This window comes from Tahibacter sp., assembly GCF_035481375.1.
Classification (GTDB): Bacteria; Pseudomonadota; Gammaproteobacteria; order Xanthomonadales; family Rhodanobacteraceae; genus Tahibacter.
Genome location: NZ_DATIGT010000191.1, coordinates 1 through 22939, shown reverse-complemented (window position 1 = coordinate 22939; position 22939 = coordinate 1). Strand labels below are relative to the sequence as shown.

The 22939-nt window shown below is 68.9% G+C and carries 16 protein-coding genes; 9 read left to right on the top strand and 7 right to left on the bottom strand.

The genetic code is table 11. From position 1 onward, the window contains the following. Positions 1 to 17 precede the first annotated feature (17 nt). The 3 genes from VLF18_RS12005 (at position 18) to VLF18_RS11995 (ending at position 2963) form a co-directional block, all read left to right on the top strand. Positions 18 to 536: an RNA polymerase sigma factor gene (locus VLF18_RS12005; protein ID WP_325279861.1), complete on the top strand. Its 519-nt coding sequence runs from the start codon at positions 18 to 20 to the stop codon at positions 534 to 536. Further along, positions 533 to 1828, top strand: a complete 1296-nt coding sequence (locus VLF18_RS12000) for a hypothetical protein (protein ID WP_325279860.1) — start codon at positions 533 to 535, stop codon at positions 1826 to 1828. The genes VLF18_RS12005 and VLF18_RS12000 overlap by 4 nt, the downstream gene beginning before the upstream one ends. Positions 1829 to 1934: 106 nt before the next feature. Beyond that, complete coding sequence (locus VLF18_RS11995; protein WP_325279859.1) at positions 1935 to 2963, top strand: aldo/keto reductase; 1029 nt, start codon at positions 1935 to 1937, stop codon at positions 2961 to 2963. A 1-nt stretch (position 2964) separates the two neighbouring features. On the opposite strand, the gene VLF18_RS11990 is transcribed toward VLF18_RS11995, so the two are convergent. Then, a complete protein-coding gene (locus tag VLF18_RS11990) occupies positions 2965 to 5148 on the bottom strand; it encodes a serine/threonine-protein kinase (protein WP_325279858.1) in 2184 nt (727 codons plus the stop codon). A gap of 37 nt (positions 5149 to 5185) precedes the next feature. Next, the gene (locus tag VLF18_RS11985; RefSeq protein ID WP_325279857.1) at positions 5186 to 5731 is read right to left on the bottom strand and encodes an ECF-type sigma factor; all 546 of its coding nucleotides are present in this window, start codon (positions 5729 to 5731) and stop codon (positions 5186 to 5188) included. 212 nt (positions 5732 to 5943) lie between these two features. On the opposite strand from VLF18_RS11985, the gene VLF18_RS11980 reads away from it, so the two are divergent. From VLF18_RS11980 to VLF18_RS11965, 4 genes are all read left to right on the top strand, one after another. Next, on the top strand, positions 5944 to 8946 hold the full coding sequence (locus VLF18_RS11980) for a choice-of-anchor D domain-containing protein (protein WP_325279856.1): 3003 nt from the start codon (positions 5944 to 5946) through the stop codon (positions 8944 to 8946). Positions 8947 to 9045: 99 nt separating this feature from the next. Next, the gene (locus VLF18_RS11975; protein WP_325279855.1) at positions 9046 to 10122 is read left to right on the top strand and encodes a hypothetical protein; all 1077 of its coding nucleotides are present in this window, start codon (positions 9046 to 9048) and stop codon (positions 10120 to 10122) included. Positions 10123 to 10126: 4 nt separating this feature from the next. After that, positions 10127 to 10978 carry an aldo/keto reductase gene (locus tag VLF18_RS11970; protein WP_325279854.1) on the top strand — a complete coding sequence of 284 codons (852 nt, stop codon included), beginning with the start codon at positions 10127 to 10129 and terminating at the stop codon, positions 10976 to 10978. 181 nt (positions 10979 to 11159) lie between these two features. Beyond that, positions 11160 to 12029 carry a nitrilase-related carbon-nitrogen hydrolase gene (locus VLF18_RS11965; RefSeq protein ID WP_325279853.1) on the top strand — a complete coding sequence of 290 codons (870 nt, stop codon included), beginning with the start codon at positions 11160 to 11162 and terminating at the stop codon, positions 12027 to 12029. A 3-nt stretch (positions 12030 to 12032) separates the two neighbouring features. Here VLF18_RS11965 and VLF18_RS11960 read toward each other — a convergent pair whose 3' ends face one another. The 5 genes from VLF18_RS11960 to glk all read right to left on the bottom strand — a co-directional run bounded on the left by VLF18_RS11960 (position 12033) and on the right by glk (position 20268). Continuing rightward, positions 12033 to 13025, bottom strand: coding sequence for a GlxA family transcriptional regulator (locus VLF18_RS11960; protein ID WP_325279852.1), 993 nt, complete (start codon positions 13023 to 13025; stop codon positions 12033 to 12035). Next, a complete protein-coding gene (locus tag VLF18_RS11955; RefSeq protein WP_325279851.1) occupies positions 13025 to 13540 on the bottom strand; it encodes a hypothetical protein in 516 nt (171 codons plus the stop codon). The genes VLF18_RS11960 and VLF18_RS11955 overlap by 1 nt, the downstream gene beginning before the upstream one ends. 290 nt (positions 13541 to 13830) lie before the next feature. Further along, positions 13831 to 16203, bottom strand: coding sequence for a beta-N-acetylhexosaminidase (locus VLF18_RS11950; protein WP_325279850.1), 2373 nt, complete (start codon positions 16201 to 16203; stop codon positions 13831 to 13833). Between the two features lie 226 nt (positions 16204 to 16429). Next, positions 16430 to 19075, bottom strand: a complete 2646-nt coding sequence (locus tag VLF18_RS11945) for a TonB-dependent receptor (protein ID WP_325279849.1) — start codon at positions 19073 to 19075, stop codon at positions 16430 to 16432. Between the two features lie 164 nt (positions 19076 to 19239). Continuing rightward, complete coding sequence (glk, locus tag VLF18_RS11940) at positions 19240 to 20268, bottom strand: glucokinase (protein ID WP_325279848.1); 1029 nt, start codon at positions 20266 to 20268, stop codon at positions 19240 to 19242. Positions 20269 to 20704: 436 nt separating this feature from the next. Here glk and VLF18_RS11935 point away from each other — a divergent pair, with 436 nt between their 5' ends. Next, on the top strand, positions 20705 to 22015 hold the full coding sequence (locus VLF18_RS11935) for a sugar MFS transporter (RefSeq protein WP_325279847.1): 1311 nt from the start codon (positions 20705 to 20707) through the stop codon (positions 22013 to 22015). Between the two features lie 193 nt (positions 22016 to 22208). Continuing rightward, a partial coding sequence (locus tag VLF18_RS11930; protein WP_325279846.1) for a LacI family DNA-binding transcriptional regulator occupies positions 22209 to 22939 on the top strand: 731 nt, incomplete at its 3' end.

Genomic DNA, 22939 nt, shown 5'->3' with positions numbered 1-22939 from the left:
CGCCATCACCGTCCCGAATGAGCGCAATCCGTAGCGACGATGTCTTTCTCGCCGAACTCCGGCGGCACAAGGCCATTCTGTACAAAGTCGCAAATGCCTATTGCAGCCGGCGCGAGGACCGCGGCGACCTGATCCAGGACATCACGATCGAGCTGTGGCGCGCATGGCCGCGCTACGACCGCGCGCAGCCGTTCGCGGCGTGGATGCAGCGCATCGCGATCAACGTCGCGATCTCGTTCTTCCGCGGCGAGAGCCGGCGCATCCGCGACGCGCTGCCGATCGACGACTTCGGCATGGATCTGGCCGCCGCCGATCGCGTGCTCGACGCCGAAGGCGACGACCTGCGCGCGCTGCACCAGCTCATCGGCCGGCTCGACGAGGTCAATCGCGCGCTGATCCTGCTCTACCTCGAAGGCTATTCGCAGGATGAAACCGCCGCGATGCTGGGCCTCAGCGCGACCAATGTCGCGACCCGCATCAACCGCATCAAACAGAAACTGCAGCGCGACTACGCCGCGCAGAAGGACGACGCATGAACACGCTCGATCTCGACAGCCTGAAGCAGCGCTGGTCGGCGCAGACCCGTGACATCGACGCGCAGCTGCAGCTCGATGTGGAAGCCGTGCGCCGCCGCCTGACCGCGCGGACCGCCACCTCGCTCGCACGCCAGCGCAGCCGGCGCGGCCGCGCGCTCGTCATCGGCGGCGCGGCATTCGCGGCGATCGCCGCGTTCATGCTGAATCAGCGCAGCGATCCGACCTATCTGCTGCTCGCGTTGCCGTTCGCGCTGCTGACGCTCGCACAGGGATCGGTCGATCTGCGCGAGTGGCTGACGCTGCAGCGGCTCGACTTCGGCATGGCGCTGACGCAGTTGCGCGCGGAATACGACGTGCTGCGCACGCGCCGGCTCGCGATGGCGCGTGCGATCGCGCAGCTGTCGGTGCTGCTCTGGCTGCCGCTGGTCGCCGTCGTCGTGAAGGTGCTGTCCGGCGTCGATCTGCTGAGCCGCCTGCCGCTCAGCGTGACGGCAGTGAATGTCGGGCTCGGCCTGCTGCTGATACCGCTGTTCGCGGGCGTCGTGCGCATGCTGTCGCGGCGCTATCCCGACTCGGCCGCGCTGCGCCGGTTCGCCGACGAAAGCGCGGGCGGCGACTGGCTGCGCACGCGCGACGCGCTCGACCGTCAGCTCGAGTTCGAACGCGACCTCGCCGACGACGGCGGCCGGCGCGCGCTGCACCGGCGTCTGCCGGTCGCATTCGCGCCGGCATTCGAATCGGCACGCGCCGATGCGCGCCGCCGCGCCGGTCTCGGCATCGGCCTGATCACGGTGCTGATCCTGATCAGCGGCACGTTCAACGCGCAGCACGGCAGCGATGCCGCGGCGCTGGTTCCCGGCATATTCCAGCACCTGCTCGCGATCGGCTGGCTGATCGGCGCGATCCTGCAGTTCGATGCGCTCGCGCGGCCCGACGACGGCGCGCCGGGTCCGTGGCGCGCGCGGCTGCAGCAGGCGACGCGTCGCCGCGGCGTGCTGCTGCAGTCCTACGTCGTCGCTGCGCCGCTGGTTTCGCTCGCGCTGCTGCAGACGCTGGGCCTCGGTCTCGCCGGTGTGGACTTGTGGCGGACGCTCGGTGTCGCGGTGTGGCTCGGTCTCGGCGTCGTGGCGACGATCGCGATGTCGCTGCTCTACCGCCGCTGGCGGCGCCGGCGCGAAGGCTTCGCGGCGCCGCTCGTCGACGCGCTGAGTCTCGGCTGCCTGTCGCGCGCCCGGCGCGCGGCGGAGGCGATCGGCGACGCGGGCGACGACGCACATCGCGACGCCGCGTGAGCGACACGACCAAAGTCGCAGTGAATCGGCGCGGGTCGGCCCCAGTTCGGCTGCCCCGCCGCCGCAACCCGATGCGGTCCGGCCTTCGTCACTCTGGAGGTTAGTCATGGAATACCGTTACCTCGGCCGCTCCGGCTTCCGCGTTCCCGTGCTGAGCTTCGGCACCGGCACGTTCGGCGGCCAGGGCGCGCTGTTCAGCGCCTGGGGCTCGACCGACGTGGCGCAGGCGCGCCGCCTCGTCGACATCTGCGTCGACGCGGGACTCACGATGTTCGACACCGCCGACATCTATTCCAAGGGCGCGGCCGAATCGATCCTCGGCGAGGCGATCAAGGGCCGTCCGCGCGACCAGCTCATCCTGTCGACGAAGGCCACGTTCCGCTTCGGCGAGGGCGAAAACCAGCTCGGCTCGTCGCGTCATCACCTCACGCGCGCGGTCGACGCGTCGCTCGCGCGTCTGGGCACCGACTACATCGATCTGTTCCAGCTGCACGGCTTCGACGCGCGCACGCCGATCGAGGAAACCCTGGGCACGCTCGACGATCTCGTGCGCGCCGGCAAGCTGCGCTATCTCGGCGTGTCGAACTTCAGCGGCTGGCACCTCATGAAGTCGCTCGCGATCGCCGAGCGCTACGGCTGGTCGCGCTATGTCGCGAACCAGACCTACTACTCGCTGATCGGCCGCGACTACGAATGGGAACTCATGCCGCTCGGCCTCGACCAGGGCGTCGGCGCGGTGGTCTGGAGTCCGCTGGGCTGGGGCCGCCTGACCGGCAAGCTGCGCCGCGGCGCACCGCTGCCGGAAACCAGCCGCCTGCACGCGACGGCCGATTTCGGCCCGCCCGTGGACGACGAGTATTTGTATAACGTCGTCGACGCGCTCGACGCGATCGCCGCGGAAACCGGCAAGAGCGTGCCGCAGATCGCGCTGAACTGGCTGCTGCAGCGGCCGACCGTCAGCACCGTCGTGATCGGCGCGCGCAACGAGGAACAGCTCAGGCAGAACCTCGGCGCGGTCGGCTGGAATCTCACGCCGGAGCAGGTCGCGCGCCTCGATGCCGCGAGTGCGACGACCAAGCCCTATCCCTACTGGCATCAGTCGGGCTTCGCCGAGCGCAATCCGTCGCCGGTGTGAGTCAGTGCGCGGCCGGCGCGGACGGCGCCAGCCGCGCACGCAGTTCCGCGAGGCGCTGCGGCGGCGTCTGCGCGATCGCCGAGAATGCCGCGAGCGACCGCGCATAAGCCGAGCGCGCATCGCGCTCGCGCCCGAGCGCGCGCAGCGCATCGCCGAGATCGAGCTGCACGTCGGCCGTGTCCGCATGCGCGGCGCCGATCAGGCGCAGGCGCTGCGCTTCGACCTCGGCCAGCAGGTCGGCGGCACGCTGCGCCTCGCCGAGCAGCAGGCGCTGGCGCCCGAGGTTGTGCAGCGGATGCAGCGGCGCCGGATGATCGGGGCCGAGCGCGGCACGCCAGATCCGCGCCGAACGCTCGAATTCGGCAATCGCTTCGCGGCGCAGCGCCTGATCGCCGAGGATGCCGCCGAGCACGTTCAGGTCGTTCGCGAATTCCGCGCTCTGCGCGCCGTAGAGCCGTTCCGAAATCCGCAGCCGGCGGCGGATCAGCGTCGTCGCCGCGTCGAACTGCCGGAGTTCGCCGAGCGCCCAGCTCAGGTTCGAGGCCGCGCCGCTCCACAGCGGATGGTCCTCGCCGTAGCGCTGCGCGTAGATCGCGAGCGCCTGTTCGAAATCCGCACGCGCGGCCGGCAGGCGCCTGACCTGCATCATCGCGAGCCCGCGGTTGTTGTGCAGACGCGCGAGCGCGTCGCTGTCGCTGCCGGCGGTGCGGATCCGCGCGATCGACGCATCGAATTCGGCGACGGCTTCGTCGAGCCGGCCCAGCGCCTTGAGCGCGTTGCCGCGGCGGCTGCCGAGATCGGCGCGCAGCAGCACGTCGTCGCTCTGCGCGACCGCGGCGATGCCCGCATCCGCCGCCTGCAGCGCTTCGCCGAAGCGGCCCTGGCGGTGCCGCAGCAGCGCCTGGACCTCGAGCGTGCGCGCGAGTGCGACCGCATCGCCGTCGATGCGCAGCGACAGCGCCTGCAGCAGCAGAGGTTCGGCGGCCTCGGTCCGGCCGAGCTGCAGGTAGGCTTCGGCCATCGCGAGTGACAGATCTGCCTTCAGGCGCGGCTGGCCGGACAGATCCTGCGCGATGCGTTCCGCGCCGCGGCGCAGGATTTCCTCGGCGTCGACGCGCCGGCCGCCGTTGTCGTTCGGATTCGCGGCGCGGAACAGACTGCTCATGAACGCGCTGACTTCGCGCGAACTGCGCGCGTCGCGCAGCAGGCGCTCGCGCGCATAACGATGGTGCGCCCACTGCTGCGCCGCGATCACGCCCGACAGCGCGACGAGCACGGCGCCGAGCAGCGCCGCGCGCCGGTGCCGGCACAGGAACAGCGACAGCCGCAGCGACGGCGGCGACGGCACATGACGCGGTGCGCGCGCCGCGCGGATCAGCGCGAGGTCTTCGCGCAGCGCGCTGACTTCCGCATGGCGCCGCGCCGGTTCCGCCGCCGTCGCGCGCGCGACGACCGGCGCGAGCAGACGCTGCGCCCAGCGCGGCGGTTGTGGTCCGCGGCCTTCCAGCAGCCAGCGCTGCACGAGCCGGCCGAGCTGATAGACGTCCGACGCGGTCGTCAGCGCCCGACCGGCGCGCTGTTCCGGACTCGCGTAGCCCGGCGTGAACAGCACGTCGCCGCCGGATTCCGCGTCGTCGAGCCGGCGTGCGATGCCGAAATCGAGCAGGCGCGGCATGCCGTCGGCGGCGATCAGGATGTTGCCCGGCGTCAGGTCGCCGTGGACCACGAGATGGCGATGCGCATGCTCGACCGCCTGCGCGACGGCGATCAGTACATCGATGCCGCGGCGCCAGTCGCGCAGTCCGGCGACATGGCGGTCGGCGGGTTCGCCGACGACGTGCTCCATCGCGAACCACAGCAGCCCGTCGCTGCGCTCGCCGGCGTCGACGATGCGCGCAATGTGCACATGGTGCAATTGTCCGAGCACCGCGCGCTCGCGCAGGAAGCGCGCGCGCAGGCCGGCGCCGGCCTTGACGACCTTGATCGCGACGGTCTGGGCGAAGGTCCGGTCGTCACGCTCGCCACGCCAGACCACGCCGTGGCCGCCGCGGCCGATTTCCGCAACGAGCACGAACCGGCCGAGCCGCTCGCCGGCGGCGAGCGGCGGCAATTCGTGCGCGGCGAGGAGATCGGCGGCGAGCGCGCCGGCCAGCGCGCCGCCCGTGACGAGGAACGCAGTGTTCAAGCGGCGGCGTCCCTGCAGCGGCCTTTCATAGCGAATCTCAGGCTGCCGCGAGCTGCATCGCGAGCCAGCGCCGCGCATCGGCCCAGTCGCGTTCGACGGTGCGCTCGGAAACATCGAGCGCGAGCGCGGTCTCGCTGAGCGACAGCCCGGTGAAGAAGCGGCATTCCACGACGCTCGCCTGCCGCGGCTCGACGCGCGCGAGATCGCGCAGCGCGTCGTCGAGCGCCGTGATGCGGCGCGCCTCGTCGAACAGCGCGGCATCGTCGTCGAGCAGAACCGGCAACGGATCCTGCCGGCGCAGGCGGCGCCGCGCGTGATCGCAGACCACGCGGCGCATCGCGCGGGACGCCACGTTCAGCAGATGCGCGCGCGAGGCGAGCGGCAGCTCCGCGGCATTCCCCAGGCGCAGGTAGGACTCGTGCAGCAGCGAGGTCGTGTCGAGCGTGTTGATCCAGCGGCCGCGCTTCAGATGGCGCCGCGCGATGTGCTTGAGATCCGCATAGACCAGCGCGGCCAGCGCGTGCTGCGCGTGCGCCTCGCCGTTGCGGCAGCGCTCGAGCAGCGCCAGGAAATCCTCGTCCATTTCCGCCTTCCCCCTGTCGACAGTCATCGCACTCGCGTTGCAAGCGATGTGCCCTCGCCGCCGCGACGCGCTGCCGTCCGTCGGCTCGATGCGGCAGACCAACGGCGACGTGCCGTTCGCGCCGCGGATACGACCGCCGGTCGGTCCGATGGCGGAAGCCGCGACGCCGCGGCGCAACTGCGAGCGTCGATTCCGTGCTGAAGGGAGGTTTCATGAAACGCGTGCTGGGTTATCTGCTGGTGCTGGCCTTCGGCGTGCTGGCGGCCGGCCAGGGTCGAACCGAACCACTGGCGACGCATCCGCGCCTCTGGATAGCCGCGGCGGACCTGCCGCAGTTGCGACAGTGGGCGGCCGGCGGAAATCCGGTCTATGCGAACGGCCTGCGGCAGCTCGCGCTCTCCTCGGCGCAGGCGATGGATCGCGGCGACATTCCGGGCGACGACAACGGCGGTTCCACCTGGAGCCCGGTCAACACCGAGGAATACGCCGCGCTGTTCGCGTTCATGAGCCTCGTCGATCCCGATGCCGCCGCGCGCGCGCAGTGGGCGCAGCGCGGACGCACCTTGCTCATGCACGTGATCGATCGCGTCGACGCGTGCATGCGCGCCTCGCCGCCGACGCAGCAGGGCAGTTTCTGCGCGCTGTCCTTCAGCGTGTCGGATCGTTCGCGCTGGACCGGCGCGGCGTTTCCGCTCGCGGCCGACTGGCTGCAGGGCGCGACGACCGCGGGCGGCCAGGCGGTGCTCGGTGCGCAGGACAAGGCGACGCTGCGCCGCGTGTTCCTGATCTGGTCGCGGCTGAGTCTCGAGGCCTATCCGAATCCCTACAACAACCCGCCGGAATTCAGCCTTCCGGTCGGCACGATCGGCGAGCCGCTGCTGCGCCTGACCACCGACCTGCGCCGGCATCGCCTGCGCTTTGCGGGCAACAACTATTTTGCGGGGCACATGCGCAACATCGGTCTGCGCGCGATCGCGATCGACGCCGCCGACGACGTGCCCGATGCGCAGACGCCGACGAGCTATCTGCGCCTCAACGCGAACGGCCAGGCCGTCGTGGTTCCGCTCGACGCCGCGCCCGGCGCGCTGCGCGGCCTGCGTCGCGACGTGCTGCAGGGATGGCTGTTCGTGCAGGACTATCTGCTGCGCCACGACAGCCGCGGCGGGCTGCCGCAGGAAGGCATGGAATACGCGCCGACCTCGATCGGCATTCCGGCGCAGCTTCTCTACGGCCTGGAAACCGCGGGCTATGCCGATCTCGCCGGCCAGGGCGAATGGGGCGCGCAGGTCGCCGGTCTCGCGACGAATCCGTTCTACCGCGCGATCGCCCATGGCCTCGTGCATTCGCAGAGCCCGCGCACGGCGCCCAGCGCGTTCGGCACGGTCTACAAGCCCGCCTGGTACGGCGACGGCGAGCAGTACTACCAGAACGATCCGATCGACATCCTCGGCCCGGTCGGCCTGCACGCGATGCGCGTCGGCGACACGGCGACGGCCGATCTGATCCGCTGGGTGCAGCGTCACCTGCCGCCGAACGGCGCCGCGGGCTTCGTCTCGCGCACGCGCGCCAGCGGCAGCAGCGGCGACGTGCTGTCGAGCCTCCTGTATTTCCTGCTGTTCGATCCGGCCGCGCCGGGCAGCGCGGCGACGGCGCCCGACCCGCGGCCGTCGCTCGCGCTGTCGTTCTGGTCCGACGGCATGGGCCGCCTGCTCTCGCGCACGGACTGGGGCGCCGATGCGCGCTGGCTTACCTATCGGCTGAGCTACAACGCGGTCGACCATCAGCACGGCGACGGCAATCTGTTCGAGTTCTACCGCAACGGCGAGTGGCTGACCAAGGCCACGATCGGCTACGGCAACGACGGCGGCGCAACCGACTACAAGAACGGCGTGACCGTGCAGAACGTGCTCGGCGTGTCGGTCGATCCGAACGGCTATCTCGGCAATCGCCTGCGCCGCGGCGCGCAGATGCCGCAGGCGCGAAGCGCGGCCGATCCGCAGGTGCTCGCGCGCAGCGAGACGCCGCGCTACAGCTTCGTCGCCGGCGATTCTACAAACCTGTACAACGCGTACTACGAGCCCGGCGACTCGACGCCGGCCGCGCAGCGCGCGCTCGACGTGCAGCACGTCAGCCGCGCCGTGCTCTGGCTCAAGCCCGATCACATCGCCGTCTACGACCGCGTGCAGTCGGCCACGGCGCAGCGCGCGAAGCGCTTCTGGCTCAATCTGCCGGACCAGCTGCCCGCCGTGCCGCAGCTCGCCGGCAACCGCGTCGTCTCGGCGACGCCGGGCGGCCAGCGCCTGCATGTGGCGAGCCTGCTGCCTGCCGCACGCACGCTGTCCATCGTGACCGACGATCCGATCATGTCGCCCGACGTCAACGGCTGGGCGCTCGGCGACGAAGACAGCTTCGTCCAGGAACGCACCATCGCGGGCGGCACGCAGAAATTCGCGACGCGTCTGCGCGTGGAAGCCGACGGCGCGCCGCTGCAGACGCGCTTCCTGCACGTGCTGCAGGGGACCACGGGGACGACCGCGCCGGATGCCGCCGCTGCCGTCGCCTCCGAAGCCACAGGCGGCTGCGCGACGCCGGCCGGCGCATTCGACGGCGCGATCGCCGGCACGACCAGCCTGTGGTTCGCACGCGACGTCGCGCCGTTCCGCGCGTGCTTCGCGCTGCGCCTGCCGCTCGCGGTCACGCAGCACCTCGTCACCGGGCTGCAGCCGTTCGCGGCCTTCCAGCTCGTGCGCAGCACGGGCGCCGACTTCCAGCTGCTGACGCTGCAGCCCGGCGGGCCGTGGCAGGCCGACGCCGGCGGCGTGCTGCGCATCGAGGCCGGCATCACGCCGCCGCTGCGTGGGCTTGCCGTGCTCGACAGTTCACAACTGGATTTCGGCAACCAGGCGATCGGCACGGCGCCGGCACTGGACGTCACGCTGACCAATCGCGGCACCGCGACGCTGTCCGGCATCGCGTTCGGCCTCGACGGCGCGCCGGAATTCACCCTGGCCGCAGGCACCTGCGGCACGACGCTCGCGGTCGGCGCAAGCTGTACGCAACCGGTCCGCTTCGCGCCGACCGGCCACGGCTATCGCAGCGGCCGGCTCGGCGTCGCATCGGATTCGTCCGACCCGCCCGCTCCGCTGCCGCTGCACGGCGTGGGGCTGCCCGGCGACCGCATCTTCGGCAACGGCTTCCAGGCGGTGTCACCGTGAACGCCCGCACACGTTCTGTATCGGCATTCCGGGCGCATCGTCTCTGATGGCCCGCGGCGCGCGCAGTAATCTCCTCTCCGGGTCCGCAAGGAACATCCCATGAAACCTCAGCTCACCGGTGGCCTGCTCGCCGCCACGATCGCTTCGGCCGCAGCCATGGCCGCGCCGCCGCCGCGCTTTCCGCCGGGCTCGGTCTGGCATCGCGAGATCTCGGCCGCGCCCGTGCACCCGCAGTCGGCCACGATGATCTCGACCTTGAACGGCCTCGGCGGTTTCGGCTTCGGCCGCATGCAGATCGACTTCGGCATGCACATCGTGCCGGCCGCGGCCGGCAGTCCGACGCGCACGATCGTCGGCTATCCCTATGACGACTACTACAGTCCCGACTGCGAGCCGATCGGATCGATCATGCCGGTACCGGCGAATGCCGCGATCGAGAGCACCGCGGGCATGACCTGCACGAACGCGAGCGAGGACTGCCATCTGCTCGTCGTGCAGGGCGACACTTTGTACGAGGCCTATCACGTGACCGCGAGCGGCGTGAACGGCATCGAATCGCAGTGCCTCGTCAAATGGCACCTGAAGGCGATCTATCCGGCGCAGGGCCGCGGCGATCACTGCACGAGCGCGGATGCGGCAGGCTTCCCGATCGCGCCGCTGCTGTTCAATGCGGACGAGGTGTTCGCGGCGATGCAGACCGGCGGCGATCTCGGCCATGCGATCCGCTTCATCCTGCCGAATGCGCGCATGGCCAACGACGCGTCGCTCGGCGGCAGCAACGGCTATCTCTACGTGCGCCCGGCCACGCATGCGGGCAGTCCCACCGGTCCGACCGGCAGCGTGGCCTACGGCTCGCGCCTGCGGCTGCGCGCGGATTTTCCGATGACGAACTATTCGCCGGCCGCGCAGGTGATCCTGCGCACGATGCAGCGCTACGGCATCGTGCTCGCCGACGGCGGCAACATCGCGCTGACCGCGGAAAGCGACCGCTACACCACGCATACCTGGGCCGAGCTCGGGATCGACTCGCGCGAGTTCGACCAGACCGCCGGTGCTCAGGACGTGATGGTCACCGACTTCCAGGTGCTCGACACCGGCGCGCGCATCGGCGAGACCTACGACTGCAACCGCACGACGGTCGTGACCGACACGATCTTCACCGACGGCTACGAGTGAGACCGTGACGACCGCGGCAGCGCCGGACCCGCGTCACCGCCTCACGCGCGACGGCGTGCGCATGCCGCGGCTGCTCTACGGCACGGCCTGGAAGAAGGAGCGCACGGCGCACTGGGTCGAAGCCGCGCTGCGCGCCGGCTTCGACGGCATCGATACCGCCTGCCAGCCCAGGCACTACGACGAGGCCGGCGCCGGAGCCGGCGTCGTCGCGTCGCAGCGGCCGCGCGAGACGCTGTATCTGCAGACCAAGTTCACGCCGCTGTCGGGCCAGGATCCGGCACGCCTGCCCTACGATCCGCAGGCGCCGCTCGCGGCGCAGGTCGCGCAGTCGTTCGCGGTGTCGCAGCGCCATCTCGCGACGCCGCGCATCGACGCGCTGCTGCTGCATTCGCCGCTGCGCGACCGCACCGGTCTGCGCACGGTCTGGCAGGCCATGGAAGCGCTGGCCGACGCCGGTTCGGTATCGCTCATCGGCATCAGCAACTGCTACGACCCGGCGCAGCTCGACGCACTCTGGCGCGACGCGCGCATCAAGCCGGCGATCGTGCAGAACCGCTTCTATGCCGACACCGGCTACGACCGGGACATCCGCGCGTTCTGCCGCGCCAACGATCTCGTCTACCAGAGCTTCTGGACGCTCAGCGCGAATCCGCAGCTGCTAAGCAGTGCGACCGTGCTGGCGCTGGCCGCCGCCTACGAGCGCACGCCGCCGCAGATCCTGTTCCGCTATCTGGTGCAGCGGGACGTGGTTCCGCTGACCGGCACGACCTCGCTGCGGCATCTGCGCGACGGCCTAGACGTGCTCGGATTCGCGCTCGAGGAACGTGACGCGCGCGCGATCGACGCGCTGCTCTGAAACCGTGCCGGCGCCGCGGCGCCGATGACAGCATGCCGGTTACGACCGAACTCCTCTCCGCCGACAACGCCGGCGGAGAGGGCTTCATACACCGTGAGAATCGGCGGATGGACGGCGCAGCTGTTGCCGTCCACAGCGCCCGGCGGCACCCTACCCCGACCTCGTCACGCAGGAGCGCGTCATGCCGAAGCTCGTGAAGTGCGGACTCATCCAGACCTCGATGGCCTGCGCGAGCAGCGAGCCGCTCGCGGTGATCCGCGAATCGAACGTCGCGAAGACCGTGGGCTACATCGAGCAGGCGGCGGCCGAGGGCGTGCAGATCCTCTGCATGCAGGAAATCTTCACCGGGCCGTATTTCTGCGCCGAACAGAGCGCGCGCTGGTTCGACTCGGTCGAACGCATTCCCGACGGCCCGACCACGCAGCTCATGCAGTCGCTCGCGAAGCAATACCGCATGGTCATCGTCGTGCCGCTCTACGAAGAAGACGCGACCGGCGTCTACTACAACACCGCCGCGGTCATCGACGCCGACGGCCGCTATCTCGGCAAATACCGCAAGAACCACATTCCGCACTGCGCGCCGGGATTCTGGGAAAAGTTCTATTTCCGCCCGGGCAATCTCGGCTATCCCGTGTTCGACACGGCATATGCACGCGTCGGCGTCTACATCTGCTACGACCGCCATTTCCCCGAAGGCGCACGCGCGCTCGGGCTCAACGGCGCGGAGATCGTGTTCAACCCGTCGGCGACGGTCGCCGGACTATCAGAATACTTGTGGAAACTGGAACAACCGGCGCACGCCGTCGCGAACGCGTATTTCGTCGGCGCGATCAACCGCGTCGGCACCGAGGCGCCCTGGAACATCGGCGAGTTCTACGGCCAGAGCTATTTCTGCGATCCGCGCGGGCGCTTTCTCGCGACCGGTTCGCGCGACCGTTCCGAACTCGTCACGGCCGAACTGGATCTCGACCAGATCCGCGAAGTCCGCAACGTCTGGGCGTTCTATCGCGACCGGCGGCCCGACAGCTACGGGCCGCTCGTCGCGCCCTGAGCCTCAGCGGCTGCGGATCCGGTAGCGCTCGCGATAGTCGTTCGGCGTCATGCTGACGACGTGCTTGAACAGGCGCCGGAAGCTCGACACGTCCTGATAGCCGCAGCGGCCGACGATTTCCTCGAACGACAGGTGCGTGGTTTCCAGCAGCGCCTTGGCGCGTTCGACGCGCAGCTTCTGCACGTATTCGAGCGGCGTCGCGCCGAAGTCCTCGTGGAAGCGCCGCAGCAGCGTGCGTTCGCTGACGCGGCAGTGATCGGCGAGATCGCGCACGGTGATCGATTCGTGCAGGCGCTTCTGCAGCCATTTCTCCGCGCGTTCGCCGAGCCCCTGGCGCGGCCGCTGCGACAGCGCGAGGCTGATGTACGGCGCCTGGCTCTGACGCTCGCGGTCGACCAGCATGAGCCGCGAGGTGTTCTGCGCGAGCCCCTTGCCGCCGGCCCATTCGACCATCTGCAGCACGAGCTCGTAACTCGCCGTCGCCGCGCCGGCGGTGACGATGCTGCCGTCGTCGATGACGAGTTCCTCGACCGCGAACTCCACTGCCGGATAGCGTTCGCGCGCGAGATTGGCGAGCCACCAGCTCGTCGTCGCGCGGCGTCCGTCGAGCAGGCCGGCCTCGGCGAGCAGCAGCGTCGCATTGCAGGTCGAGGCGATGCGCAGGCCGGCCTCCGCGCAGCGGCGCAGCAGCACGCGTTCGGCGACGAGCGCATCGAGACGGCGGCACAGATCGCCGGTATTCGAATAGTCGATCGCCGCGACGAGCAGCACGTCGAGTTCGTCGGGCCGCGCGAGTTCGGCGTCGAAGCTGATGCCGCCGCCGGTACGCACCTGCCCGGGCCGCGCCGCGACGATGCGCACCGACAGCGGTGCCGGTGCGCCCGGATTCAGTACGTGGGCCAGCTTGTTCGCGGTGCGCAGCGTGTCGAGCGGCGTCGTCACGGCCGAGGCCATGGCCGACTCGTGTACGAGGATGCCCACGCGCAGCGCCGGCATCAGCGTGCTCCGTTCGCCGCGACGCGCGCGCCGTCGCTCAGGCCTGCCGCGTCGACGTAGACGACGCCGCCGCCGCTCGCGGCGATCTGCTGCAGCAGCGCCGGCGGCAATGTCGCGGCCTGATCGGGCGCGGTGCGGCAGCCGGCGGCGACCTTGGTCGCGCTGTCGCGCGTCGCGCCGAGCGGCAGCAGTTCGAGACCGGCCTGCGCCGGCACCGCGAGCCACAGGCCCGGCGCGAGCGTCGCGGCGCATTCGGCGCTGAAGACGCGCGTGCGGGTTTCGCCGGTCTGCGCGTCGATCTGGTCGAAGCGCGCCGCGGCGAAGTCGAGACGCATGCTGTAGTCGCGGCCCGGCAGCGGCTCGGTCGCGGCGTCGTCGACGACGATATCCGCAGCTGCGGCGGCACCGGCGATCAGACTGAAGGAAACGGCCGCCAGCGTGCGCGCGACACGGCGCGACAGCGCGGCGACCGAAGAGACGGCAGACGACGTGGAAGTGCGGTTCTGCGAGGTCATGGCACAGGTCCTTGGGGAGGGGTGGGACCATGCTAGGCCGCGCGAGCCTGACAGACCGGTGGCGGAATCGCAATCCTGGTGGGGAAATCCGCCAGGCGGATTCAGCATCGATGCGGGCTCTTCCGGACTGGGGCCGGCGACGGTGAATTCAAGGCCGCAGCGGAGCAGCGAAGAGAGGACTGAGCCGGGCGGAGCGAGAAAACGAGTCAAGCCGTCGCGCGCCGACTCGTTTCTCACTCCTCCCGCTCGTCACGGGGTGACGCCGGAGACCCGGCCTACCGCAACCGGCATCAGGGCACGAGCCGCACCTGGTCAACCGCCCAGAGCGTCTTCGTGTCCGGGCGCGTGAAGACGAAGCAGAGGTCTTCGGTTGCGGCGGACTTCGTGCCGCGCCTGGGCAGCTTCGCCTGCAGCGTCGTGCGTTCGACGTTGCCGGCGGCGGGCTTCAGCGGCAGCTTGAGCCAGGGCTTGCCGGTGCAGCCGCCGCGGCGGATCTCGAGTTCGCCGTGCGCGGTCGCCGGTTTGCGACGGACGATATTTTTCGTGTCGTGCCACAACTGGAAGTTGTACGGCAGGCTGCCGACGTCGACTTCGATCGCGCTGCTCGCGGCGAGATCGGCCTGCGGCCAGATCCAGCACGCGTCGAAGATGTCGACGCTGTAGAACGGCCGCTCGCCGGCGAGCGGCGCGTCGTCTTCGAGGCGGATCACGAGGCCGTTTTCGCGGCAGGGCTTCAGCTCGCCGCTCGTGCGGCGGCGCAGCGCCGCGGCGTCGGTCGCGATCGCGACGCTGCGCGTCAGCGGCGCGTCGCCCGCGAACGTCGCGGCGCGCAGCGGCGTACCGGCCGGCACGCTGATCGCCGCCTCGTAGGCCGGCGACGCCGCGGTCGGCTCGCTGCCGTCGCGCGTGTAGCGCAGCGTGCCGAAGCCGGTCTGGTTCGCGAGCGTCACGCTGACGGCATCGGGTTGCGCCGCATCGGCAGCGAGCGTCGCGCGCGGCAGGAACGCCGATTCGGCATAGCCGATGTCGAGCGCGCGATAGCGCGCGAACTGCGCCGGCAGCCGCGCAAGAAAGCCCTGCCAGTCGCGACGCTCGCGCGGCGACCAGGTGACCTCGGCGATTGCGGCCAGGCGCGGAAATACGGCGTGCTCGACGCGCGCAGTCGTGCGCATGTGCTCGACCCAGACGTTCACCTGCGCGCCGCGCACGTGCTTTGCCTGCTCCGCGTCGAGCTCGGCCGGCGTTGGTTCGAAGCCGTAGAGCTTTTCGAGCGTGACGAGATAGGGCCGGCCCGACGGCTCGTCGGCACGGTCGCTCTGCAGGTTGTCGAGATACAGGTCCGGCGACGGCGACAGCACGACGTCATGCCCTTCGCGCGCCGCCTCGATCGCGCCGGCGGTGCCGCGCCAGGACATCACGCTTGCGCTCGCCGGCAGCGTGCCGCCTTCGAGGATCTCGTCCCAGCCGATCAGCTTGCGATCGTGCTCTTCCAGCATCTTCTCCAGCCGGCCGACGAACCAGCTCTGCAGCGCGGCGTCGTCGGCGAGGCCGAGCTGCCTGCGCCGCGCCTGCACGCGCCTGGACGCCTTCCAGCGGTCCTTCGCCGCCTCGTCGCCGCCGATATGGATGTAGCGCGACGGAAACAGCTCGACGACCTCGTCGAGCACGCCGTCGATGAATTCAAAGGTCGATTCGTCCACATTGAGCAGATAGGTGTGGACGCCCCAGTCGGTCGAGACGGCGGGTTTTTCGCCGGTGCCGAGTTCCGGATACGCCGCGATCGCGGCCTGCGCGTGACCGGGCATGTCGATCTCGGGAACGATCGTGATGTGCCGCTGCGCCGCATACGCGACGATGTCGCGGATCTCGTCCTGCGTGTAGTAGCCGCCGTAGCGGCGCGGCTTGCCGGTGGCCGGATCGATGTCCTTCGCCGCAGCCGGACCGGGCGGCACGCGCCACGCGCCGACGTCGGTGAGACGCGGATATTTCTTGATCTCGATGCGCCAGCCCTGGTCGTCGGTCAGGTGCCAGTGCAAGGTATTGAGCTTGTGCAGCGCCATCGCATCGATGAGCTTCTTGATGAAGTCCGGCGGCTGGTAGTGGCGCGCCGAATCGAGCATGAGGCCGCGCCAGGGATAGCGCGGGAAATCGGTGATCGCGCCCGCGCCGATCGCAACCGGCGCGTTCGCATCGCCGGGCTGCGCGGTGAGCAATTGCCACAGCGACACGGCGCCGTAGAACAGACCGTTGTCGCCGCCGGAGCTGATTTCGATGACACCTGCTTCGGCCTTGAGCCGATACCAGCCGGCGAGCGCATCGCGACCCTCGTGGAATACGAACCGGATGCCGCGCGCCGGCTTCTTCGCGGCGCAGTCGACCGCCAGCGCAAAGCCACGCGTGCGCTGCACGAGATCGACGAAATAGCGCGCAGCCGCCTGGGCCTCGTCGCCGCACGCGTCCACGGCAGTCGTCGCGTCGATGCGCACTGGTGCGCTGCGCGCCGGCTCGATCTGCGCCGGCATCGGCACGATCGCATCGAGCGGCACCGCCGGCGCCTTGGCCACGGCGCCGGCCTTGTCGCCGGTCGGCGCATGCGCGCAGGCGGCCATCAGCGCCGTGAACGCAGCCAGCCCGGCGAAACGCGCAAATCTCTCAAGAGTCATGTCCACCTCGGCTCACGTAATAGACGTCACGCAGACAGCACGGCCAGTCAGCGCCATCCTAAACGCTGCGCGCCCGTGCCGATTCCCCGAACTCCGAATTCCGATTTCCGATTTCCGATTTCAAAAAAAAAGGGCCGAGATCCACACCCGGCCCAAGTCACCACGTTGGAGATGAACGGATTCGCGCGGCTGCGAGGCGGCCATGGCGGCCGCCCCGCGGCGTTCGTCAGAATCCGGCGCGCAGCGTGAGCATGTAGCGGCGGCCGGTGGAGTACATGCCGGCCAGGTAGTCCTCGCTGCCAAGGTACTGGAAGTACTTCTCGTCGGTCAGGTTGGACGCGTCGAACGTGACACCGAGGTTCTCGGTGAAGTTGTAGCCGATGCTCGCGCCGACTTCGGTGTAGTCGTCGACCGAGGCCGGCGCCGCGCCGGCGACGTAGCCGCCCGCGAGGTACTTGCTGCGGAAGTTGTAGTTCAGGCGGGCGCTGAACGGTCCCTTCTCGTAGTACGGGCTGATCGTCAGCGAGTTCTTCGACTGGTACGGCATCGGGTTGCCCGCGTCGGTGCGGCCGAGCGCGTGCGTGTAGTTCGCCGCGATGCCGAAGCCGGTCTCGCCGAACGGCTGCTGGTAGTTCAGGTTGAAGCCCTTCACCTTCGCGCTGCCGGCGTTGTACGGACGGCTGATGCTGTAGTCGCAGAAGCCGTCGGCGGTGCAGCCGTTGAAGCCGACGAGCGTGCCCCACTGGTCCGGGTTGTTGTCGCGGATCGAGTTGTACTGGCGTTCGATGCGCGCGACGCGGTCGATGTAGTTCGAGACGTCCTTGTAGAAGATCGACGCGGCGAGCACCGAGGATTCGGCGAAGTACCACTCGGCCGAGATGTTGAAGTTCGTCGACTCGTACGGCGCGAGGTCGGCGTTGCCGCCGGCGCCGGTCAGGGTCGCGTCGTTGAGGAAGGTGTTGTTCACCATCTGGTTGTACGGCGCCCAGGCGATGACCTTCGCGCCGGAGAAACGCAGCACGACGTCGTCGGTGGCGTCGTAGATCAGGTTGAACGACGGCAGCGGCTTGTCGTACTGGCTGGTCTTGGTCTGCCACCACGCGGCCGGCGCCGGCAGCACCGGGGCATTGCCGCCGGGGTTGTAGCCCGAGGCATTGGTTTCGGTGTCGATGTAGCGCACGCCGAAGTTGCCGTGGAACTTGCCTTCGGTCTGGAAGTTGAGCTGCGCGTAGAACGCGTCGGTGTTCTGTTCGAGCGCCCAGGTGTTGTTGATCGTCGAACCCGGATCGGGCGCGCCGTAGTTGATCGGCGAGCCGCGCACCCAGTTGATCACGTTGTCGCGGCCGACGTAGACGTGATGGCCGTGGTCGTAGGAGAAGCCGTTGAACGCGCCCATCGTGTCGGTATAGCCGCGCGTGCCGACGTCGGCGAGCGAGCCCAGGCGCACGCCGCCGTAGACGGCGAGCCCGTAGGCTTCCTCGTGCTTGTTGTGGCGGTAGCCGACCTGCAGCGTGTGGAAGACGCTGTCGAAGTTCTTGCTGAAGTCGATCTGGCCGTAGGTGTCTTCGCCTTCCGAGGAGAAGATGCCGCGATTGCCCATCCAGCCGGCATCTTTCCAGTTCGCCGGATTGCGCGCGGCGGCCGAGTCGTCGAAGGTGATGCCGCGGCGCGTATCCCAGCTGAAACCGCCGAAATAGACCGGTTCGATGAACCACTGCGTGATGTTCGGGTTCTCCGACTTCGAGCGGCCGATCTGGCCGCCGAGGTCCCAGCCCTCGCCGCGGTACTTCATGTTGAGGTCGAGACCCTTGGTCGTGACCTCCGATTCGCGCGCCTGGTTGTCGTAGATCACCGCGCCGCCGTTGGCCGAGGAATGACCCGACTGCGCGACGCCGCCGCGCACGTCGCCGAGACGGTCCACCGCGGCGACCGTCGACGGCAGCCACGTCGTGAAGCTGTACATCGACTGGTTGTAGTTGTTGAAGTTTTCACGGATATACATGCCACTGAGCGTCGCCTCGAAGTTGTCGTTCGGCTTCATTTCGAGGTTGACGACGGCGCTGTTGCGCTTGCGCGTCTGCTGGAACCACGCGGCATTGACCGAGTTGGGCACCATCGTGTCGGCGGAAACGCCGGTCGCGTTCGCGAACGTCGAGGCCGGCACGTAGCCGAAGATCTCGATGCCCTGGCGGTCGACCTGTTCCTCGTAGTGCTGCGCGGCGACCGCGAGACCGAAGGTCTCGGCGTCGTTCTTGACGCTGTAGAGGATCGACGCGTTCGGCTTGCCCTTGGACGCCTGGTCGCTGTAGCTGTAGCCGACCGAACCGCTGAGCGTGTTCGTTTCGAGATCGAGCGGCTTGCGCGTGTGCATGAGGATGGTGCCGCCGATCGAGCCTTCGGGCAGGCGCGCTTCGGGCGACTTGTACACTTCGAGGCGGCCGAGGATTTCCGGCGCGATCAGCGTGAAGTCGAAGCCGCGGTTGGGCTGCTCGCCGTAGAGCCAGATCGACTGGGCGACCGGATGACCGTCGATGAAGGACAGGTTCAGCGACGGATCGGTGCCGTCGATGCTGACGCGCTCGCCCTGGCCGAAGCGGCGGTCGATCGTGACGCCGGGAATCTGCGCCATCGCTTCGGCGACGTTGGTGTTGGGGAACTTGCCGATGTCTTCGGCCGTGATCGACTCGACGACGGCTTCGGATTCGCGCTTGGTGTCGAGCGACGCCTTGAGACTCTGGCGGATGCCCTTGACGACGACTTCCTCGAGTTCCTGCGTGTCCTTCGGATCGGCCGCGGTTTCCGCGTGCGCGACGCCGTAGAAGCTCAGTGCGGTGACGATGCTCAGGGCGAGCAGATTTCTGCGAATGATCATGAGGTGTTCCCCTTCCCTACCGTGTGTTGTTTGCCGCCTGGTGCCGGCTGCGCGCGCAACCTCGCCTTACGGGCCTCGGTGAGTACGTTTGTGCCTACGCGTCCTGTCTCGCCAACGTCCATAAGGTGACGCCCCGCGCGGAGCGCCGAACTTGCTTTTCATCTTCAACCGCTTTCTTCGCGCGCATCGAGCAGCCAGCAGGCCGCGCCGATCACGCCGAGCTGGCCGTGGTCGATGAGGCTGACCGGAATGCGCTCGAGCACCGGGCGCATGACGCCCTTGGCGAGAAAGCGCGCACTGAAATTCGAATGCAGCAGGAACTGGCGGATGTGCGGCAGGATGCCGCCGGCAAGATGCACGCCGCCGCGCGCGCCGCAGCTCAGCGCGAGATCGCCGACGACGCTGCCGAGCCACGCGCAGAACAGGTTCAGCGCCTCGGTCGCGAGCGCGTCGTGCGCGCTCAGCGCCGCCTCGGTGATCGCCGCGGGCACGCGCAGCGTCGGCTGCACGCGACGTATCGTGCACAGCGCGGTGTAGAGCTGCACGAGCCCGGGACCCGACAGCGCGCTTTCGTTGCTGACGTGGCCGGACTGGCGCATCAGCAGGCGCAGGATCTCGACTTCGAGTTCGTTGCCCGGCGCGAGCGCGGCCTGCCCGGCCTCGGTCGCAAGCACGATCGGATGATGCCGGCCCGGAATGCGCACGGCGGCACCGAGGCCGGTGCCGGGTCCGACGATCAGGGTCGGCCCGCCGGCCGCCGCGTCGGCGTCGCCGGGCAGCAGCACCGATTCGCTCGCGCGCAGGTAGTGCGTCGCGCAGGCGACCGCTTCGAAATCATTGACGAGCGCGACGTCGTCGACGCCGATCTCATGGCGGATCTCGGCCAGCGACACGGCCCAGGGCAGATTCGCGTTGACCAGCGCATCGCCGACCGCGACGCCGGCGCAGGCGATCGCGACGCGGCGCACGGGTACGTCGCCGATCGATTCGAGGAACTGGCGCAGCAGCACGCCGAGGTTCGGAAAGTCGGCGCAGACATATTTGTCATAGCGCTCGACCGTGACGGCGGCCGAGCCCGCCGCGATCTGCCGCACGAGGCCGACGCGCGCATGCGTACCGCCGACGTCGGCCGCGACGAACGGCGCGGCCTGCGTGCTTCCGACTTCGGCGATTCGCTGACTCGCTGCTGCCACGCTGCGCTCCCGACAGATGCCCCGGTGGTTTTCGCCGGCACGGTGCTTTCGAAAAAACCGTCACACCGGCGTAACGGGGGCCGAGTCTGAAACCTGTCTGACAACGTTGTCAATAGGCCTGGCGCCGGGACTTGTCCGGACTGCATCCACGCGCGGCCCGGCCCATGAGCGCGGTCGCGAAGTGGTCTGCGGATACTCGAATATCTAGCTGATATTTCGATTTTTTCGCTCAACCTTCCGAGCAGCGGCGCAAACAATGCCTGTACCGCGCCGGGCGCTGCACCGCAACATCCGGAGGAGGTGCAATTGCCGCCGACACGGGGCAAGATATGACAACGTTACTAGTCCCGCGTCCTGCGCCAACTGCAGGCGCGGCATCGCAACCGGCGCGACCGGGGTCGCGTCCTCGCCATCCAGGCAGACGGGGAATTCAGGCATGTCCAGCACGACCTATACGGGGAGCGCGGCGCAGTACCGCAGCTCCATCGCGATCATCGGCACGCTGTTCTTCATTTTCGGCTTCGTCACCTGGATCAACGGTCCGCTGATCGGCTTCGTGAAGCTCGCGTTCGACCTCGACACCGACGCGAAGGCCTTCCTCGTCACGTTCGCGTTCTACATGGCCTACTTCTTCCTGGCCCTGCCGTCCTCGATGATTCTCGAGCGCACCGGCATGAAGAAGGGCATGGCGCTGGGCCTCGGCGTGATGGCCGTCGGCACGGTGATATTTGGTCAATTTGCCACAATGCGCAATTATCCCGCCTGCCTCGCGGGCCTGTTCGTGATCGGCTCGGGCCTGTCGATACTGCAGACCGCGTCGAATCCGTACATCAGCATTCTCGGCCCGATCGAGAGCGCCGCGGCGCGCATCAGCATCATGGGCATCTGCAACAAGGTCGCCGGCATCCTCAGCCCGATCGTCATGGGCATGCTCGTCATGAAGGACGTCGGCCACTTTGAGGCGCAGGTCGCCGCCGCGGCGACGCCCGAGATCAAGGCCGCGCTGCTCAACGAGTTCGCGGCGAAGATCTACTGGCCGTACATGGTCATGGCCGCCGTGCTCGCGCTGCTCGCGGTCTGGATCGTGCGCTCGCCGCTGCCCGAGCTCGAAGCGGCCAAGGCGAATGCGTCCGATGCCGGCGCCCGCGAATCGCGCCGCAGCGTGCTGCAGTTCCCGCACCTGCTGCTCGGCGTGCTCTGCATCTTCGTCTACGTCGGCGTGGAAGTGCTCGCCGCCGACGCGATCGGCACCTACGGCAAGAGCTTCGGCATCCCGAGCGAGGAAACCACGTATTTCACGGCATTCACGCTCGCCGCGATGCTGCTGGGCTATCTGATCGGTCTCGCGACGATTCCGAAATACGTGTCGCAGCAGCGCAGCCTCGCGATCTCGGCCGTGCTCGGCGTGATCTTCAGCGTCGCGGCCTACCTGACCAAGGGCTATGTCTCGGTCGGCTTCGTCGCGGCACTCGGCCTCGCGAACGCGCTGATGTGGCCGGCGATCTTTCCGCTCGCGATCGCCGGCCTCGGCCGCTTCACCGAGAAGGGCTCGGCGCTGCTCATCATGGGCATCGCCGGCGGCGCGCTGATTCCGCGCTTCTTCGCGGTCTACAAGGACGTCTACGACTTCCAGCTCGTGTTCCTCGCGATCGCGGCGCCGTGCTATTTGTATATTCTTTTCTATTCGCTCAAGGGTTACTCGGTCGGGCGCAGCGGCGCGCCCGCGCTCGCGGCGGCGCGCGGTTGAGCGAGGGCCGCATCGGCGATGCACGGCCCGCCGCGGGGCGGGCCGGTTGCGCCGGGCGCGCATTCGACGCGCGCGGCGAACGCGTCGCCGAAACCGTCTCGCATCCGAGGCCGTTTCTCGTCACAATCGGGCCGGTGCGCGCCTGAAACGGCCGCCTGGATGAGACCCACGCCGTACCCTGCAAGGCCCGCCGATGCGCAGTCCGACGATCAAAGACGTCGCCGAACGTTCCCAGGTTTCGCTCAAAACCGTATCCCGCGTCATCAACAACGAAGCCACCGTGCGCGAAGGCACGCGCAACAAGGTGCTGCGCGTCATCGCCGAGCTCGGCTACCAGCCCGACCTGTCGGCACGCAGCCTGCGCAGTGCGCGCTCCTACGCGCTCGGCCTCGTCTACGACAACCCGAACCCGTACTACGTCATCGCCGTGCAGAGCGGCGTGCTGTCGGTCTGCCGCGAATCGGGCTACGGGCTGCAGATCCATCCCTGCGATTCGAGTTCGCCGAACCTCGCCGACGAACTCGTCCATCTCGCGCGCCACGCGCGCCTGGCCGGCCTCGTGCTCGCACCGCCGATGTCCGAGCGGCTCGAACTGATCCGGCATCTGAAGGCGCACAAGATCCACGTCGTGCGCATCATCTCGGCCGCGGCCGATCCGGAAGACGGCTACCCCTGCGTCTACGTCGACGACCGCGACGCGGCCTACGACATCACCAAGCACCTGATCCAGCTCGGCCACCAGCGCATCGGCTTTCTCTGGGGCGGCGAGGCGCACCGCTCGAGTCCCGAGCGCTACCGCGGCTACGAAAGCGCGCTGAAGGACTACGGTATCGCGCTCGACAAGAAACTGATTCTGCACGGCGACTACAGCTTCGACGACGGTTTCCGCGGCGCGCGCAAGCTGCTCGCGCTGAAGGACCGCCC